The sequence below is a fragment of the Mesorhizobium sp. M7A.F.Ca.CA.001.04.2.1 genome (assembly GCF_003998485.1).
GTDB classification, from domain to species: domain Bacteria; phylum Pseudomonadota; class Alphaproteobacteria; order Rhizobiales; family Rhizobiaceae; genus Mesorhizobium; species Mesorhizobium ciceri.
Window position 1 is genome coordinate 24,504 of sequence record NZ_RZQT01000058.1, and the last position, 15,174, is coordinate 39,677.

The following is a 15,174-nucleotide window of genomic DNA, read 5'->3' on the forward strand; positions in this document are numbered from 1 at the left end:
CTGGTGTTGGGTTTTCGGGTTAGACGTAGCGACGCCTCAGCCGCGCCGCCAGTGGGGCGGACGGTGAACAGTGCATGTCGGTTTCGGCTCTATCTCTTCGTCGCCATTCCGGACGGAAAACCGCTTCACACTTTTCCTGGAATTGCTCCAAAGGCGTCTCCCGAGTGCAACAGCCGACAATTTCATGGCTGCCATGCCGTTTTGGCGCTTGAACTCTCGGTTTTCGCGCGTATGTAAGCGTCGCGAATTGACTTCAGGGAAGTGGACTTGGCTATCTACAGGGAAAAAGACGTTTTCGAGCGGCGCAATGCCGCAAACGAGGCAAAGAAGGCGCTCCTCGAGCGCTTCAAGGCAAAGCCGGCGGCGGATGATCCCGCAGTGCTGGCGCGGCAGGCTGAACGCAAGGCTATCCTTGCGGCCCGCGAAATCCGCGAGGCCGAAAAGGCCCGGCTGAAGCAGGAGAAGCTGGCACGCGAAGCGGTCGAGAAGGCCGAGCGCGAGGCAGCAGCCGAAGCGGCACGTATCGCCGCCGAGGAAGCTGCACAGGCTGAGGCCAAGATTCGGGAATCCGAAGAGAACGAGCGCATCGCCCGTCTTCTGGCCGACGAAGCCGAACGCAAGGCCAAGCGCGACGCGCGTTATGCGGCACGCAAGCAGCGTACCGGCAGGACGCCTCCGGGCTTCTCCGCCCGCTAGCTCTCGGCTACGGAGCAATCTGCTTCGAGAATCAGGGTCGCCTCGCAGCGGCCCTGAACGTGTTTGTCCCATGCATGTCGCCCTGGTCCCGGCTCTGGGAGGACGACATGCGCAAACCAAGAGACCTAAGCGTTACCGTCAGGCGGCGAACTTCAGCCCCATGATGCCGCAGACGATGAGCGCGATGCAGGCCAGCCTGATCGCGGTGGCCGGTTCGCCGAGCAGCCAGATGCCGAGCAGTGCCGTACCGACGGTGCCGATGCCGGTCCACACCGCATAGGCGGTGCCGACGGGCAGCGCCTTCAGCGCCAGGCCGAGCAGAGTGAGGCTGACGACCATCGAGGCAACGGTCAGCACGGTCGGCACCAGCTTCGAGAAGCCATCGGTGTATTTGAGGCCGATTGCCCAGCCGATCTCGAACAAGCCAGCGAAAAAGAGAAGAATCCACGACATCGACAACGCTCCATCAGAGCATCGGACCGAAAAGTGACTTCGGCGTCCGACGATCAGTCAAACAATGGCGGGTCGTCCCGTCCGGATTTGGGGAAGCGCGAGGTCGTCCCCGCCACGCCAATATAAGAATTTCGGGCGCTCGAGCAACAGCGACCGGCAACAAGTGTCGCCGGCCGTAATCTTATTGCGAAGTGGATCGCCGGACCTACTTGTCCTTGAGCTTCATCGCCTTGACCGGCGGCGCCTTCAGCGCCGGAGCCGGAGCGGGCTTCTTGGCGTCCTTCTTCGGCTTGCGGGCTTCCTTGCCTGCCTTCATCGCACCTTTAGCCATGATTCGTTCCTCCTGATGTGAGAAGCCAAGTGAAACAAGAGAACCGCCCGACCGCAAGGGGTTAGCGACTGTTGCCGCCGACAGCGGATCGCTTTCAACCGGTTTCTAGAGCAATTCACCGTTTCGCGGAAACAGCGAATTGCTCTAACTCTTTGTTTTGACGCAATTCCGGACGGAAAACCGCTTCACACTTTTCCTGGAATTGCTCTAATTTGCTCGTAAACCATGGCGGTCCGTGCCATGGTCATTTTCGCACTGCAGCATCGACCCGAGCTTCGCCGGGTGATCGTCAGGCAGGCCGGCAGGACGACAATGCGAATCCACATCGGCTGCGAGATGAGCTTCGACTTTCCGCAGGAAACGCCGCTCATCGCGATGCTGAATGTGCACTATTCGCGGACCTCCGATCTCGAGCGGCCGGATTTCCTGATCTCCAATCCACCGGTGCCGATCGAAAGCTATCGCGATAGTTTCGGCAATTGGTGCAACCGGCTTGTCGCGCCGCCCGGGCGCTTCACCTTCGGCACCGACGCGGTGATCCGCGACCCCGGCACCTTCGAGATGGGCGACCTGATGGCCTGGCAGCACGAGGTGCGCGACCTGCCGGCGGACACATTGCTGTTCCTGCTGCCCAGCCGTTTTTGCGAAAGCGACCTTCTGGCTGACGAGGCGTGGCGGCTGTTCGGCAACACGCCGCTGGGTATTCCGCGCGTGCAGGCGGTCTGCGACTTCGTCCACAGCCACATCGTCTTCAACTACGGCAATGCACGGCCGACGCGCACCGCGGCGGAAGCCTATCGTGAACAGAGCGGCGTGTGCCGCGACTACGCGCATCTCGCCGTCACCTTCTGCCGGGCACTCAACATCCCAACGCGCTATTGCACCGGCTACATCAGCGACATCGGTATGCCGAAGCCATGGGCAAGCATGGATTTCTGCGCCTGGATGGAAGTCTATCTCGGCGGCCGCTGGCATGTCTTCGACCCGCGCAACAATGCACCGCGCATCGGCCGCATCCTGATCGCCTCCGGCCGCGACGCCGCCGACGTGCCGCTGACCCATATTTTCGGCCCGGGAACGCTTGCCGGCTTCAAGGTGTGGACCAGCGAGATCATCGAGTAGTCGCCGTTTTCCATAGACCGATCTCTCATGGCCGCTGCCGTGGACGACCCGACATTCGCACGGTGTGATGCCTGTGGAGCTTTAGCGGCCTGGCCGCTAGACTGCGCCTTGAACGGGGGCAAATGCCATGGCCGGGCACGGCGGCTCAAAAAAGGTGATCTACGCGGCGCTCGCCGGCAATCTCGCCATCGCGCTGACCAAGTTCGCCGCCGCCGCCTTTACCGGCAGTTCGGCGATGCTGTCGGAGGGCGTCCATTCGCTGGTCGATACCGGCAATGGCGGCCTGCTGCTCTACGGCATGCACCGCGCCGCTCGCCCTGCCGATCGCACGCATCCGCTCGGCCACGGCCGCGAACTCTACTTCTGGAGCTTCATCGTCGCGCTCCTCGTCTTCGCGCTGGGCGCCGGCGTGTCGTTCTACGAAGGCGTGGTCCATATCATGGCGCCGGAGCCGGTCGCCAACGCCAAGGTCAACTATATTGTTCTGGGCCTTTCCTTCCTGTTCGAAGGCAGTTCGTGGTGGGTGGCGCTGAAGGAGTTTCGCCGGCAGAAGGGCAGGCAAGGCTGGCTGCAGGCCGTGCAGTCGAGCAAGGATCCGAGCGTCTACACCGTGCTGTTCGAGGACAGTGCGGCACTTCTCGGCCTGATCGTCGCTTTCGCCGGCATATTGGCGGCGGAACTGCTGGAGATGCCGGAGCTCGACGGCGCCGCCTCTATCGGCATCGGGCTGATCCTTGGCGCGACCGCGATCTTCCTGGCCCGCGAAAGCAAGGGCCTGCTGATCGGCGAGCCGGCGTCGCCCGAGGTGCAGATGAAAGTGCTGGCGATCGCCCAGCAGGATCCGGCGGTGCAGCGGGCGAACGGCGTCCTGACCGTCCATATGGGGCCGACAGAGATCGTCGCCGGGCTCAGCATCGAGTTCGAGGACCATTTGACGGCGCCCGAGATCGAAGCTTGCGTCGAGCGCCTGGAGGCGCAGTTGAAGAAGGAAATGCCGGAGATCACACGGCTGTTCGTCAAGCCGCAGACGTCAGGCACCTGGGAGCAGCGGCGCAGGCTGATCGATTCCGCATCCGATCCTGCCCTGGACTAAAACCGTGCCATTGCCTCACGGCCTTGCGCCGCTAGATTGAAGGGGCTTTGGAGGAACGAAGATGAGAATAGACGGCGGCTGTCATTGTGGCGCCATCACCTACGAGGCGGAGGTCGATCCGGAAAAGACCACGATCTGCCACTGCACGGATTGCCAGCAACTGACTGGCACGGCTTTTCGCCTTACGGTTCCGGCGCCGGAAAGCAACTATCGCATCACCAAGGGCACGCCGAAAGTCTACATCAAGATCGTGGCGAGCGGCGCCAAGCGCACCCAGGCCTTTTGCGCCGACTGCGGTTCGCATCTTTACGCCACGTCTGTCGGAGATGGTCCGAAGGTCTATGGAATTCGCGTGGGGACCGCGCGGCAGCGCCAGGATTTGATCCCGACACAGCAGAAATGGCACCGCTCGGCGCTGCACTGGCTGCCTGAATTTCAGGGCATGACCACGTTGGAGGAGCAGTAGCGCCGGTCCGGCACCGCGCCTCAATCGTCGCCTTCGACGACCCTCAGCCTGAGCTGCCCGGTTTTCGAATCGGCAACGCGCGCGCCGGTATCGACCTTGGCGGCGGGACCCCGTGACGCGGCGTCTACGGCGGCATCGCCGTCGGGCTGCGCGCCGAATTCCAGCGCCTCGATCTTCTGGCCGCGCTTGGTGACCTTCGACGTCGAAACCAGTATGTCGTCGATGTCCTTGGCCGACTGGCCGAAATGCACCTGCAGCTTGCGCACCCGCTCATCGACACGCGCAACATCCTCCATCAGCCGGATGACCTCGCCCTGGATCAGGTGCGCCTGTTCGCGCATGCGGGCATCCTTGAGGATCGCCTGGATGACCTGGATCGACAGCATCAGCAGCGACGGCGAGACGATGACGACGCGCGCACGGTGCGCCTTGTGCACGATCGCCTCGAAATTCTCGTGGATCTCGGCGAACACCGATTCCGACGGCACGAACATGAAGGCAGTGTCCTGCGTCTCGCCCTGGATCAGGTATTTTTCCGAGATATCGCGGACATGTATCTCGATGTCGCGGCGGAAGGCCTGCGAAGCTGCCTTCTGCAGATCGGCGCCATCGGCGGCGCGGATGGCGTTCCAGGCTTCCAGCGGAAATTTTGCATCGATGGCCAGCGACGGCGCGCCGTTCGGCATCTTCACCAGGCAGTCGGGCCGGCTGCCGTTCGACAGCGTCGCCTGGAACTCATAGGCACCGTGCGGCAGGCCGTCGGCAACGATCGCCTCCATGCGCGACTGGCCGAACGCGCCGCGCGTCTGCTTGTTCGAGAGGATCGCCTGCAATTGCACGACCTGGCCGGCGAGCGACTGGATGTTGCCTTGCGCGACGTCGATGACCGCCAGCCGTTCCTGCAATTTGGCCAGGCTCTCATGCGTGGATTTGGTCTGCTCGGTCATGGTCTGGCCGAGCCGGCCGGTCATGGCGTCGAGGCGTTGGCCGATCGATTGCGTCAGTTCCGCCTGCCGTGCGCCGAACACTTCCGCAATGGCGCCCATGCGGCCCTGCATTTCGGCCTGGCTTTGCAGAATGCCGGCCATCCGCACTTCCGCATCGCGGGCATGATCGGCGGCTTCCGCGGCCGCCACGGCGCGCGCCTTGGCCGACCGCCACAACGCAATGACCAGCGCCACGAACAGGGCCAGAAACAGCAAAACGCCGAAGGCCAGCGCATGGCCGAGCGTGATCGTTGTGGCGCCAAGCCGGGCGACAGGCTCCGAAAGGATGGTGCTCAAATCATTCATGTGGACAGCATAGACGATTCGCCGCGATAGCACAGATCAAAACGTGAACGCGCCTGATGCCAACCGGTTGACGCGTTTCGCTGGAGGTCTTAGGTGGAACGCCATGCCGATCAAGCCGCTCATCATCCTTCCCGACCCCATCCTGCGCGAGGTTTCCAAGCCCGTAGAGCGTGTCGACGCGCCTTTGCGCAAATTAGCCGACGACATGCTGGCGACCATGTATGATGCGCCGGGCATCGGGCTGGCGGCAATCCAGATCGGCGAGCCGCTGCGCTTGCTGGTGATCGATCTCGCCAAGGAAGACGAGACGCCGGCGCCGCATGTCTTCATCAATCCGGAAATCCTGGAGAGCGCCGACGCGCGCTCCGTCTATGAGGAAGGCTGCCTGTCGATCCCGGATTATTACGCCGAGGTCGAACGCCCCGCCTCCGTGCGGGTCAAATATCTCGACCGCGACGGCAAATTGCAGGAGATAGAGGCCGAGGGGTTGATGGCGACCTGCCTGCAACACGAGATCGACCACCTCAATGGCGTCCTGTTCATCGATCACATCTCGAAGCTGAAGCGCGACATGGTGGTAAAGAAATTCAAGAAGCTCGCCAGGGACAAGGCGCCGGGCAAGCTCGCGGGATAAGGTACGGGAGTCCCCTCCAGGCCTATTGTCGGCAGGATTGCCACCAAATGGAGATGCCGACGGTCGACATGCTGATCAGGGACATTCCTGAGCCTTTGAAGCGCGAGATCGAACTGGCGGCGCGCGAGGTCGGCCAAAGCGTCTCGGACAAGGCCATCGGCCTTCTGCGCAAAGGCATAGTTGCGGAGAGGCCGGCCCGAGAGGAGTCGAGCCTCTCGGCGTGGGCTGCAATTCGCTCGGCTTTCGTATCTGAAAGCGCAATTGGCGATGAATACGCGGAAATCATGGAGAAGATCGAAGCGGAAAGATAGCGCGACGGTCGTCCCGCGACTTCGACGGCCTTGACCTAAAGCTCGTAAACCCGTTTGAAGCGGATGCCTGAGCCGGCACACTGCGCGAGCAAGAAGACAGGATACCGGAAGAAAAAATGCCCCTTCGCGTCATCTTCATGGGTACGCCGGAGTTTTCGGTGCCGACCTTGCGCGCGATCGCCGAGGCTGGCCATGAGATATCAGCCGTCTATACCCAGCCGCCGCGCGCTGCCGGACGACGCGGGCTGGAGCTGACGCCGTCGCCGGTGCAGCGCGAGGCGGAGCGACTGGGCATCGAGGTGCGGACGCCGGTTTCGCTCAAAGGCGAGGCCGAACAGGCCGCTTTTCGCGCCTTGCAGGCCGATGTGGCGGTGGTCGTCGCCTATGGCTTGCTGCTGCCGAAGGCGGTTCTGGAGGCAACCCGGCTCGGCTGCGTCAACGGCCATGCGTCGCTTCTGCCGCGCTGGCGCGGCGCCGCCCCCATCCAGCGCGCCATCATGGCCGGTGACCTGGAAAGCGGCATGATGGTGATGCGCATGGAAGAGGGCCTGGACACCGGTCCGGTCGGGCTGGTTGAAAAGTGCGCCATCGAACCCGATATGACAGCCGGCGATCTGCATGATCGGTTGATGAGTGTCGGTGCTGCCTTGATGGTGGAAGCGCTGGCGCGGTTGGAAGGGAACACCCTGACATTCACCACACAAGCTGTGGATGGGGTGACCTACGCCAAGAAAATCGATAAATCCGAGACTCGCGTGGACTGGACTCGCTCGGCAAGTGAGGTCCACAATCATATTCGTGGCCTGTCGCCCTTTCCAGGCGCCTGGTCGGAGATAGGAATTGGCGGCCGCCAGGAGCGGCTGAAACTGCTTCGCTCGACGCTGTCGCAAGGCCTGTCGCCTTCGGAAGATTTGGGCGAGTCGGGAGGAATTCTCGATGACCGGCTGACGGTCGCCTGCGGGGCAGGCGCGATCAGGCTGGTCGAAGTTCAACGGGCGGGCGGAAAGCCCGCTGCCGCGTCGGAATTCCTGCGCGGGGCCAAGATCGAAAAAGGACTGAAATTCTCATGAGCATGATGTCGATACGCGCGGCAACGCCGCGGGATCGCGAGGCCATCCGCCTCGTCGAGGAACACGCTTTCGGCCAGCAGGCGGAGGCCGGTCTGGTCGACGCGCTGGTGACCGGCGGCGACGCGGTTGCCGAACTGGTTGCGGAAGAGGACGGCCAGGTGGTCGGCCATATCCTGTTTTCGCGGCTGTTCGTCCAGAATGGCGGCAAGACCTTCGCGGCCGTAGCGCTGGCGCCGCTGGCGGTGGAGCCCTCGTTCCATGGCAGCGGCATTGGCGGCGCGCTGATCCGCGAGGCGCATATCCGCCTCAAGGATGGTGGTGAGACGCTGGCCGTGGTGCTGGGCGACCCCACCTATTACGGGCGTTTCGGCTATAGCCACACGCGTGCCGAGAACTTCGAAAGCGAATACCAGGGCGAAGCGCTGCAGGCGCTGGCCTGGGGTGACGCGCCAGAAGCAGGCAGGCTGGTCTACGCCTCCGCCTTCACCGCTCTCGCCGCGTAGAACAGTCAGCCGTTTTCACGGAAACGGCGAACTGCACTCCTCTTTGTTTTAACGCAATTCCGAACGGAAAACCGTTTCACACTTTTCCTGGAATTGCTCGAGGCGAGAGCTCTAGCCGCAAATGCCGCGTTTTCGCCTCGACATCGAATATGACGGCAGCCTGTTTGCCGGCTGGCAGCACCAGGCGGATCAGCCTTCGGTGCAGCAGGCGATCGAACAGGCGATCGAAAAATTCTGCGGCGAAGCGATCAGGCTGCGCGCCGCCGGCCGCACCGATGCCGGCGTGCATGCGACTGCGCAGGTGGCGCATGTCGACCTCGTCAAGGCGTGGCCGAGCGACAAGGTGCGCGATGCCGTCAACGCCCATCTGCAGGCGGCCGGGGCGCGCATCGCCATCCTGAAAGCGACGGTGGTCTCCGACAGTTTCGACGCCCGCTTCTCGGCCATTGGCCGCCACTATCTCTACCGCATCCTGAACCGCCGCGCGCCGGCCGCGCTCGACAAGGGCAAGGTGTGGTGGGTGCCGAAGCGGCTCGACGCCGGCGCCATGCACGAAGCGGCAAAGGTCCTGCTCGGACGGCATGACTTTACCACCTTCCGCTCGACCCAGTGCCAGGCCAACAGCCCGATCAGGACGCTGGAACGGCTCGATGTGAGCCGACAAGGCGACATGATCGAGGTCAGGGCTTCGGCGCGCTCGTTCCTGCACAACCAGGTGCGTTCGATGGTCGGCTCGCTCAAGCGTGTCGGCGACGGCGGCTGGAGCGCGGCCGACCTGAAAACGGCGCTCGAGGCGCGCGACCGCGCCGCCTGCGGCCAGGTGGCGCCGCCCGACGGGCTGTTTCTCTCCGGTGTCGATTATCCGGTCGAGACGAGCCCGGAAAGGCTCTGAACTCCGACATCGTCCGGGACGGTGATGCCGAGCAACGTCTGCAGGCCGAACAGCACCAGCAGCGACGCAATGAACATGCCGACGAAAACGGCCGTGCCGACCGCTGCGCCCCTGCCCATCGTGGCATTTGTCATGCGCCAGGTCAGCACCATAGAAAGGGCAAAGAGGAACAGCGACACAAGGCTCGAAACCTGGCTTGCGGACGACAGGAAAAGCCGGATCAGCGCCGAAGGCAGCATCAGCCAGGCGGTGATGGCCGAAGCCCAGTTGCTGGCAACGACGTAGTGGACAAAGCGGCCGCCTATGCCGGCGCGCGGCGCGATGAAAGCGAGCGCAACCAGCGGCAGCACCCAGGAGCCGATGTCGACCGTCGCCAGGCGCACCAGCATGCTGAAGCGCCCCGCGAAGGCGTCGGGATCGCCGATTTCGTTGGCGATGCCGACCCAGCCGACGATCAGCGCCGGTGCTGCAACGACAATGGCGAAGAAGGAATTCCAGAAGCCGTCGGCCGACAGGTCGAGCAGGCGCAGGCCGTCGGCTCTGCCGAGCATCAATCGCCAGGCGCCCGTCAGCGAAGCTTGGGTTTCGTCCGCCGAAAGCATGCTGTTCAGCCCTGTCCGAACCAGTCTTCTATGAAGCGCTGGTAGATTTGCGTCAGCGTCTCGAGGTCGGCAATGGCGACGCGCTCGTCGACCATGTGCATGGTCTTGCCGACCAGCCCGAACTCGACCACCGGACAATAGTCCTTGATGAAACGCGCGTCGGAGGTTCCACCTGAGGTCGACAGCGTCGGCTCCTTGCCGACCGCCGACTTGATCGAGCCGCGCAGCGTTTCGATCAGCCTGTCGTCACGGGTCAGGAAGACATGGCTCGGCCGGTCGCGCCAGACGAGCTCGTAGTCGACCGGCGTCTTCTTGCCCTGCCGGTACTTCTTGCGCCTCGCCGCCTGGTCGAGCCGGTTGTGTATTTCGGCCTGCAGGGTCTCGTCCGTCCAGGTGTCGTTGAAGCGGATGTTGAAGGTCGCGGTCGCTTTGGCCGGGATGACATTGGTGGCCGGGTTGCCCACATCGATGGAGGTGATTTCCAGATTGGTCGGCTGGAAATCCCTGGTTCCCTTGTCGAAAACCGGATGCAGCAAGGCATCGACCAGGCTCATCAGCCCGCGCACCGGATTGTCGGCAAGCAAGGGATAGGCGACATGGCCCTGGCGGCCATTGACGGTGACGGCGCCGGACATCGAGCCGCGGCGGCCGACCTTGATCATGTCGCCCAGCGCATCCGGGTTGGTCGGCTCGCCGACGACAGAGGCATCCCATTTCTCGCCCCTGGAAGCCGCCCATTCGAGCAGCTTGACCGTGCCGTTGATCGCGGGGCCTTCCTCGTCGCCGGTGATCAGCAGCGAGACCGAGCCTTTCGGACCGCCATTGGCCTCGACATGGCGCGCCACGGCGGCGATGAAACAGGCGATGCCGCCCTTCATGTCGACGGCGCCGCGGCCATACATCTCGCCATTGGCGATCTCGGCGGCGAAGGGCGGATGCGTCCAGGCGGCTTCGTCGCCGACCGGCACCACGTCGGTGTGGCCGGCGAACATCAGATGCGGCCCATTGCCGGAACGCCTTGCATAGAGGTTTTCGATATCGGGCGTGCCGTCTTCGGAAAACACCGGCCGATCGACCAGGAAGCCGAGCGGTTTGAGCATCGTCTCCAGCGCGGTCAGCGCACCGCCCTCAGCGGGCGTCACCGAAGCGCAACGGATAAGGGCGGCGAGGTTTTCGGCGGGATCGGTGGGCAGCGTCATGGCAAAAGCGATAGTCGAAAGCGCAGGGCCTGTCACGGCCAGACATAGGGGCCAGCCTCATGGCTGGCGATACCGCCGATATTATGGTTTTCATGTCGTATAGTTGCGACCCGGCGCGGGCGACAGGATGGCAGACAAGGACAAACGGATCGTCATAGCCGGTGCCGGCAGCATTGGCTGCTATGCCGGCGGCTGCCTGACGCTGGCCGGCCGAAAGGTCATTCTGCTGGCCCGGCCGCGCATCGAGGCAGCGTTGCGGCAGGGTGGATTGCGGGTCAGCGACCTCCAGGGCCGCGATCGCTCGATCAAGCCGGAGGCGCTTGCCGTCACCACCGATCCGGCCGCCACCCTGCCGCAGGCGGACGTGATCCTGGTCACGGTCAAGAGCGGCGCCACTCAGGACATGGCGGATCTTATCAAAGCTCATGCCCGGCCCGACGCCGTGGTGATCAGCCTGCAGAACGGTGTCGACAATGCCGACAGACTGCGTGCCGGACTTGGCCGGCGAACGGTGCTGGCCGGCATGGTGCCGTTCAATGTGGTGCAGTCGCCGGACGGCGAGCTGCCGCTGCGCGTGCACCGCGCCAGCGACGGCAAGGTGATGGTCGAGGATGGCGATGCCGGCCTGGTCGGCCTGCTTGGCGTCGAAGGGTTTGCGGTTGAAGCGCATGGCGACATGAAGGCGGTGCTGTGGGGTAAGCTGCTGATGAATCTGAACAACGCGCTGGTGGCGCTTTCCGGCCTGCCGCTGGCAACCGAACTGGCCGACCGACGCTGGCGGCTGATCCTGGCCAGCCAGATCGACGAGGCGCTGACGGCGCTGAAAGCGTCCGGCATCGAGCCGGCGCGGATCGCCGGCCTGCGGCCGGCGCTGCTGCCGAAAGTGCTCAGGCTGCCGGACTGGCTGTTCAAGCTCTTGGCGCGGCGCATGCTGGCGATCGACCCGCAGGCGCGCTCGTCGATGTGGGACGATCTTCAGCGCGGCCGGCCGACGGAGATCGACGACTTGCAAGGTGCCATCTTGCGGCTGGCGGGGAAGGCCGGCACGCCCGTGCCGACGGTTCAGCGGATCATCGCCTTGGTGCGCGCAGCGGAAGCGGAGCGGCTTGGCTCGCCGGGCCTGGCGCCGGAGCAGATTGTTGCACCGGCCGGCCGTCGATCAACGTGATCTTCTGCCAGATTTTCCGCGACAGGTTGGACGCCAGGTTCTCGATATCGTTGACGCCGTCGATGACCACGTCGTCATTGACCGACTGCGCGAACAATGCGGCGATCTTGCCGGTGATCGACAGCATTTCGGAGCAATAGTCGAGGTAACGCGCCAGGTCGGCGGCATTGGTGATGCGGGCGGGCGAATGCGACGTCGGCTTGAAATCGGCCGACAGCGCCGCCGGATCCTTGGTCAGCTGGTGCATGTCGATGACGTGGATCAGCGAGCGCAGGCCATGCAGCTGGCGAAAGACCTGCTTGCGCTTGATGCGCTCCTCAGAGCGGATCAAGGCGAGAAATCCGACAATGGCGAGGATGAACATGTTGAGCGAAGCTTCGATGCCTTGCACCGACTGGACGGCATCACCCGGTTTGGAAATGCGGTCGAATGGCAGGACGGTGCCGACGAAGATGAACATCAGTGCGCCGGCAACGACAGCGGCGACGATGAGGCCGCGCAGCCACCAGATCGGCGCTTCCAGGGCCTTGGCGCCCTGTGCCAGGTCGCGCGACAGCGAGACCAGTTCGGCGGCAACGCCGCGCAGGCCGGCATCGGGGAAACGCTCCGCAACGCGCGTCTCCAGCCGTTCTGCGGTCTCGATGATCAGTTTCGGATCAAGCGTACGGTAGCGCATGTCCGATCGAACCTCAGGGTTGTGCTGGCTCGTTGGTGCGCCGGCCGTAGCGGTTGGGTCCAGGCTGCCCCGGAAACAGGCACAACACAAGGAAGGCCACGATCGAGACCACCGGCACGAACAAGATCAGCGCCGCAATGCCCGGCTTGTCCAAATCGTGCAGCCGCTTGACCGCCAGGGCAATGTTCGACCACAGCGAGGCGATGAAGGCGACGAAGAAGATGAACGACCACATGTTGCTCTCGGCCGAACCTTCCGGCACCAGCGTGAAGCGGTAGAGCGGGAAGGCCTGGATGATGGCGACGAGCAACCCGCCAAGAAAATAGGCCGCGCGACTGACGCGGCCCGAGGTTTTGAAGAAAAGCCAGGTGAGATCTGATCTGTCAGGCAAGCGGGTCCGGTCCATATTGATTGGCGCCCCTGGCGCCTTCGAGAATGCCGCATTCCACCAGAAACCAGATCGGGCCGATCAATGGCACCAGCATGATCAGGCTCCACCAGCCCGACTTGCCGCGATCATGCCAGCGCTTGGCGTAGACTGCGAGTGCGAAATAGATCGAGGCCAGAGCGATGAGAATGCCGATGATGCCGATCTGGGCGCCACTGGCCGTGGTGATGCGTGTACCGAGGATCGCATCGAGAATAAAGGCAACGATGCCAATGACGATGAAAACGCCAATCGCGGCCCAGAACTTGCCACGGTTGATGCGACCGTCAAAACTTGTGAGCAGATACTTCCAGTCCATGTCACCCCTCCATGATGAACCCGCGCGACCGATTGTCGCGCCGGCGGAAGGTGCGCCCGCTTTGCGCAAAGATCAATCGCGCAGCAATTCGTTGATCGAGGTCTTGGACCTGGTTTTGGCGTCGACGCGCTTGACGATGACGGCGCAGTAGAGGCTCGGACCCGGCTCGCCGTTCGGAAAGGGCTTGCCCGGCATCGCTCCGGCGACGACGACGGAATTCGGCGGCACTTCGCCGTAGAAAATCTCGCCGGTGGCGCGGTCGACGATCTTGGTCGACTGGCCGATGAAGACGCCCATGCCGAGCACCGAGCCTTCGCGCACGATGCAGCCCTCGACCACTTCCGAGCGCGCGCCGATGAAGCAATTGTCCTCGATGATGGTCGGACCTGCCTGCATCGGCTCCAGCACGCCGCCGATGCCGACGCCGCCGGAAAGATGCACGTTCTTGCCGATCTGGGCACAGGAGCCTACCCCGACCCAGGTGTCGATCATGGTGCCTGTATCGACGTAGGCGCCGACATTGACGAAGGACGGCATCAGCACGGCGCCCGGCGCGATATAGGCCGAGCGACGCACGATCGACCCCGGCACGGCGCGAAAGCCCTCCTTTTCGAAATCGACAGCGCCCCAGCCATCGAACTTCGACGGCACCTTGTCCCACCACGTCGCTTCGCCGGGACCACCCTTGATGATCTCCATCGGGTTGAGCCGGAAGGACAAAAGCACGGCCTTCTTCAGCCACTGGTTGACATGCCACTTGCCGTCGGCCTGCCGCTCGGCGACGCGGACGGCGCCGCGGTCGAGCAGGTCAAGCGCCGACTGGATGGCATCGCGCGTTTCGCCGCGCGTCGCAGTCGAAATCGCATCGCGTTCCTCGAAGGCCTTCTCGATGCTCTTTTCGAGGCTCGCCAGATCGGGCTTCGACATGAATTCGCTCCATTACCAAGCTGTTAAGGGGCTGAGCCTTAACCTGTTTTGAAAGTCGCGCGGACCCTATGTTAAGGCTTAATGGGGGTCAATCGCGTGTGCGTCACGGGACGGCGCAGTTAAGGGAATTGGACGGGTAGTTATGACTCCTATGGAAAAGGCGGGGTGGACGCCGCTGCCGCATTCGGACGAGGATCTGGAGCGGTCGAAGAGCGTGCCTGACACGCCGCAGACGCGTGCCGAAACCTACCGGCTCGCCTGGAACGATCCCGACTTCATGACGCGGCGCGAGTTGCGCGCGGTCAGGCTGCAACTCGAACTCCTGAAACCGGAAATGATCCTAGCCGAACGCGGCATCCGCTCGACGGTGATCCTGTTCGGCGGTGCGCGCCTGCCGGAACCCGGCGGCGAGGCCTGGGCGGCCAAGAACGAGACGCAGAAGAAGAACCTCGAAGAGAACAGCAAATACTACGAGGAAGCGCGAAAATTCGCCCGCCTCTGCTCGCAGCAATCGGCTACCTCCTATTACCGCGAATATGTCGTGGTGACCGGCGGCGGGCCGGGCGTGATGGAAGCGGGAAACCGCGGCGCCGACGATGTCGGCGCGCCGTCGATAGGCCTCAACATCGTCTTGCCGCACGAGCAGGCGCCGAACATCTATGTGACGCCGGAGCTCTGCTTCAACTTCCATTATTTCGCTATCCGCAAGATGCATTTCGTCATGCGCGCCAAGGCGGTCGCGGTGTTTCCGGGCGGCTTCGGCACGATGGACGAATTCTTCGAGACGCTGACCCTGATCCAGACAGGGCGCATGGAGCGCGTGCCGGTGATCCTGTTCGGCAAATCCTTCTGGAAGCGGGCGATCGATCTCGATTTCCTCGCCGAGCAGGGCACGATCAGCCCCGGTGATCAGGACATCATCGACTTCGTCGACACCGCGGATGAGGCGTGGGGGATTATCAGCCGGTTCTATAAGTTAGGAGAGTAGGGGAA

General features: G+C 63.4%; 20 protein-coding genes. 11 read left to right on the forward strand and 9 right to left on the reverse strand.

From position 1 onward, the window contains the following. Positions 1–267: 267 nt before the first annotated feature. The gene (locus EN955_RS19165; RefSeq protein ID WP_013528462.1) at positions 268–696 is read left to right on the forward strand and encodes a DUF6481 family protein; all 429 of its coding nucleotides are present in this window, start codon (positions 268–270) and stop codon (positions 694–696) included. A 138-nt stretch (positions 697–834) separates the two neighbouring features. Here EN955_RS19165 and sugE read toward each other — a convergent pair whose 3' ends face one another. Together sugE and EN955_RS35900 are read right to left on the reverse strand one after the other, a co-directional pair. Beyond that, positions 835–1,149 (reverse strand): quaternary ammonium compound efflux SMR transporter SugE, encoded by a 315-nt coding sequence (gene sugE / locus EN955_RS19170; RefSeq protein WP_013528463.1) that lies wholly within the window; start codon positions 1,147–1,149, stop codon positions 835–837. Between the two features lie 205 nt (positions 1,150–1,354). Next, positions 1,355–1,480, reverse strand: a complete 126-nt coding sequence (locus tag EN955_RS35900; RefSeq protein ID WP_013528464.1) for a hypothetical protein — start codon at positions 1,478–1,480, stop codon at positions 1,355–1,357. 312 nt (positions 1,481–1,792) lie between these two features. Here EN955_RS35900 and EN955_RS19180 point away from each other — a divergent pair, with 312 nt between their 5' ends. From EN955_RS19180 to EN955_RS19190, 3 genes are all read left to right on the forward strand, one after another. Continuing rightward, on the forward strand, positions 1,793–2,602 hold the full coding sequence (locus tag EN955_RS19180) for a transglutaminase family protein (RefSeq protein WP_024502078.1): 810 nt from the start codon (positions 1,793–1,795) through the stop codon (positions 2,600–2,602). 127 nt (positions 2,603–2,729) lie between these two features. Next, on the forward strand, positions 2,730–3,695 hold the full coding sequence (locus tag EN955_RS19185) for a cation diffusion facilitator family transporter (protein ID WP_013528466.1): 966 nt from the start codon (positions 2,730–2,732) through the stop codon (positions 3,693–3,695). A gap of 61 nt (positions 3,696–3,756) precedes the next feature. After that, complete coding sequence (locus tag EN955_RS19190; protein ID WP_024502079.1) at positions 3,757–4,161, forward strand: GFA family protein; 405 nt, start codon at positions 3,757–3,759, stop codon at positions 4,159–4,161. A gap of 20 nt (positions 4,162–4,181) precedes the next feature. Here the strand turns inward: EN955_RS19190 and EN955_RS19195 are convergent, their stop codons facing one another. Continuing rightward, entirely contained in the window at positions 4,182–5,453 is a 1,272-nt protein-coding gene (locus EN955_RS19195) for a DNA recombination protein RmuC (RefSeq protein WP_024502080.1), read from the reverse strand. A 103-nt stretch (positions 5,454–5,556) separates the two neighbouring features. Here EN955_RS19195 and def point away from each other — a divergent pair, with 103 nt between their 5' ends. The 5 genes from def (at position 5,557) to truA (ending at position 8,863) form a co-directional block, all read left to right on the forward strand. Next, on the forward strand, positions 5,557–6,087 hold the full coding sequence (gene def, locus EN955_RS19200) for a peptide deformylase (protein ID WP_024502081.1): 531 nt from the start codon (positions 5,557–5,559) through the stop codon (positions 6,085–6,087). 68 nt (positions 6,088–6,155) lie between these two features. Then, a complete protein-coding gene (locus EN955_RS19205) occupies positions 6,156–6,398 on the forward strand; it encodes a plasmid stabilization protein (protein WP_244506880.1) in 243 nt (80 codons plus the stop codon). A 116-nt stretch (positions 6,399–6,514) separates the two neighbouring features. Beyond that, the gene (gene fmt / locus EN955_RS19210) at positions 6,515–7,468 is read left to right on the forward strand and encodes a methionyl-tRNA formyltransferase (RefSeq protein ID WP_013528471.1); all 954 of its coding nucleotides are present in this window, start codon (positions 6,515–6,517) and stop codon (positions 7,466–7,468) included. Next, positions 7,465–7,971 (forward strand): N-acetyltransferase, encoded by a 507-nt coding sequence (locus tag EN955_RS19215; protein WP_013528472.1) that lies wholly within the window; start codon positions 7,465–7,467, stop codon positions 7,969–7,971. The genes fmt and EN955_RS19215 overlap by 4 nt, the downstream gene beginning before the upstream one ends. A 121-nt stretch (positions 7,972–8,092) precedes the next feature. Beyond that, the gene (gene truA / locus EN955_RS19220) at positions 8,093–8,863 is read left to right on the forward strand and encodes a tRNA pseudouridine(38-40) synthase TruA (RefSeq protein WP_024502082.1); all 771 of its coding nucleotides are present in this window, start codon (positions 8,093–8,095) and stop codon (positions 8,861–8,863) included. Here the strand turns inward: truA and EN955_RS19225 are convergent. Together EN955_RS19225 and dapE are read right to left on the reverse strand one after the other, a co-directional pair. After that, complete coding sequence (locus tag EN955_RS19225; RefSeq protein ID WP_013528474.1) at positions 8,830–9,465, reverse strand: hypothetical protein; 636 nt, start codon at positions 9,463–9,465, stop codon at positions 8,830–8,832. The genes truA and EN955_RS19225 overlap by 34 nt on opposite strands. A 5-nt stretch (positions 9,466–9,470) precedes the next feature. Further along, positions 9,471–10,664 carry a succinyl-diaminopimelate desuccinylase gene (gene dapE / locus EN955_RS19230; protein WP_024502083.1) on the reverse strand — a complete coding sequence of 398 codons (1,194 nt, stop codon included), beginning with the start codon at positions 10,662–10,664 and terminating at the stop codon, positions 9,471–9,473. Between the two features lie 127 nt (positions 10,665–10,791). Here dapE and EN955_RS19235 point away from each other — a divergent pair, with 127 nt between their 5' ends. Then, positions 10,792–11,832, forward strand: a complete 1,041-nt coding sequence (locus EN955_RS19235) for a 2-dehydropantoate 2-reductase (RefSeq protein ID WP_024502084.1) — start codon at positions 10,792–10,794, stop codon at positions 11,830–11,832. Here EN955_RS19235 and EN955_RS19240 read toward each other — a convergent pair. The 4 genes from EN955_RS19240 to dapD all read right to left on the reverse strand — a co-directional run bounded on the left by EN955_RS19240 (position 11,735) and on the right by dapD (position 14,181). Next, positions 11,735–12,508, reverse strand: a complete 774-nt coding sequence (locus tag EN955_RS19240) for a hypothetical protein (protein ID WP_024502085.1) — start codon at positions 12,506–12,508, stop codon at positions 11,735–11,737. The genes EN955_RS19235 and EN955_RS19240 overlap by 98 nt on opposite strands. Positions 12,509–12,521: 13 nt before the next feature. Further along, positions 12,522–12,899, reverse strand: coding sequence for a DUF805 domain-containing protein (locus EN955_RS19245; protein ID WP_024502086.1), 378 nt, complete (start codon positions 12,897–12,899; stop codon positions 12,522–12,524). Further along, the gene (locus tag EN955_RS19250; protein ID WP_013528479.1) at positions 12,892–13,254 is read right to left on the reverse strand and encodes a DUF805 domain-containing protein; all 363 of its coding nucleotides are present in this window, start codon (positions 13,252–13,254) and stop codon (positions 12,892–12,894) included. Before EN955_RS19250 ends, EN955_RS19245 begins: the two co-directional genes overlap by 8 nt. 72 nt (positions 13,255–13,326) lie before the next feature. Further along, entirely contained in the window at positions 13,327–14,181 is an 855-nt protein-coding gene (dapD, locus tag EN955_RS19255; protein WP_024502087.1) for a 2,3,4,5-tetrahydropyridine-2,6-dicarboxylate N-succinyltransferase, read from the reverse strand. Positions 14,182–14,323: 142 nt separating this feature from the next. Between dapD and EN955_RS19260 the strand changes: the two genes are divergently transcribed. Further along, entirely contained in the window at positions 14,324–15,169 is an 846-nt protein-coding gene (locus EN955_RS19260) for an LOG family protein (protein WP_013528481.1), read from the forward strand. Positions 15,170–15,174: the final 5 nt, after the last annotated feature.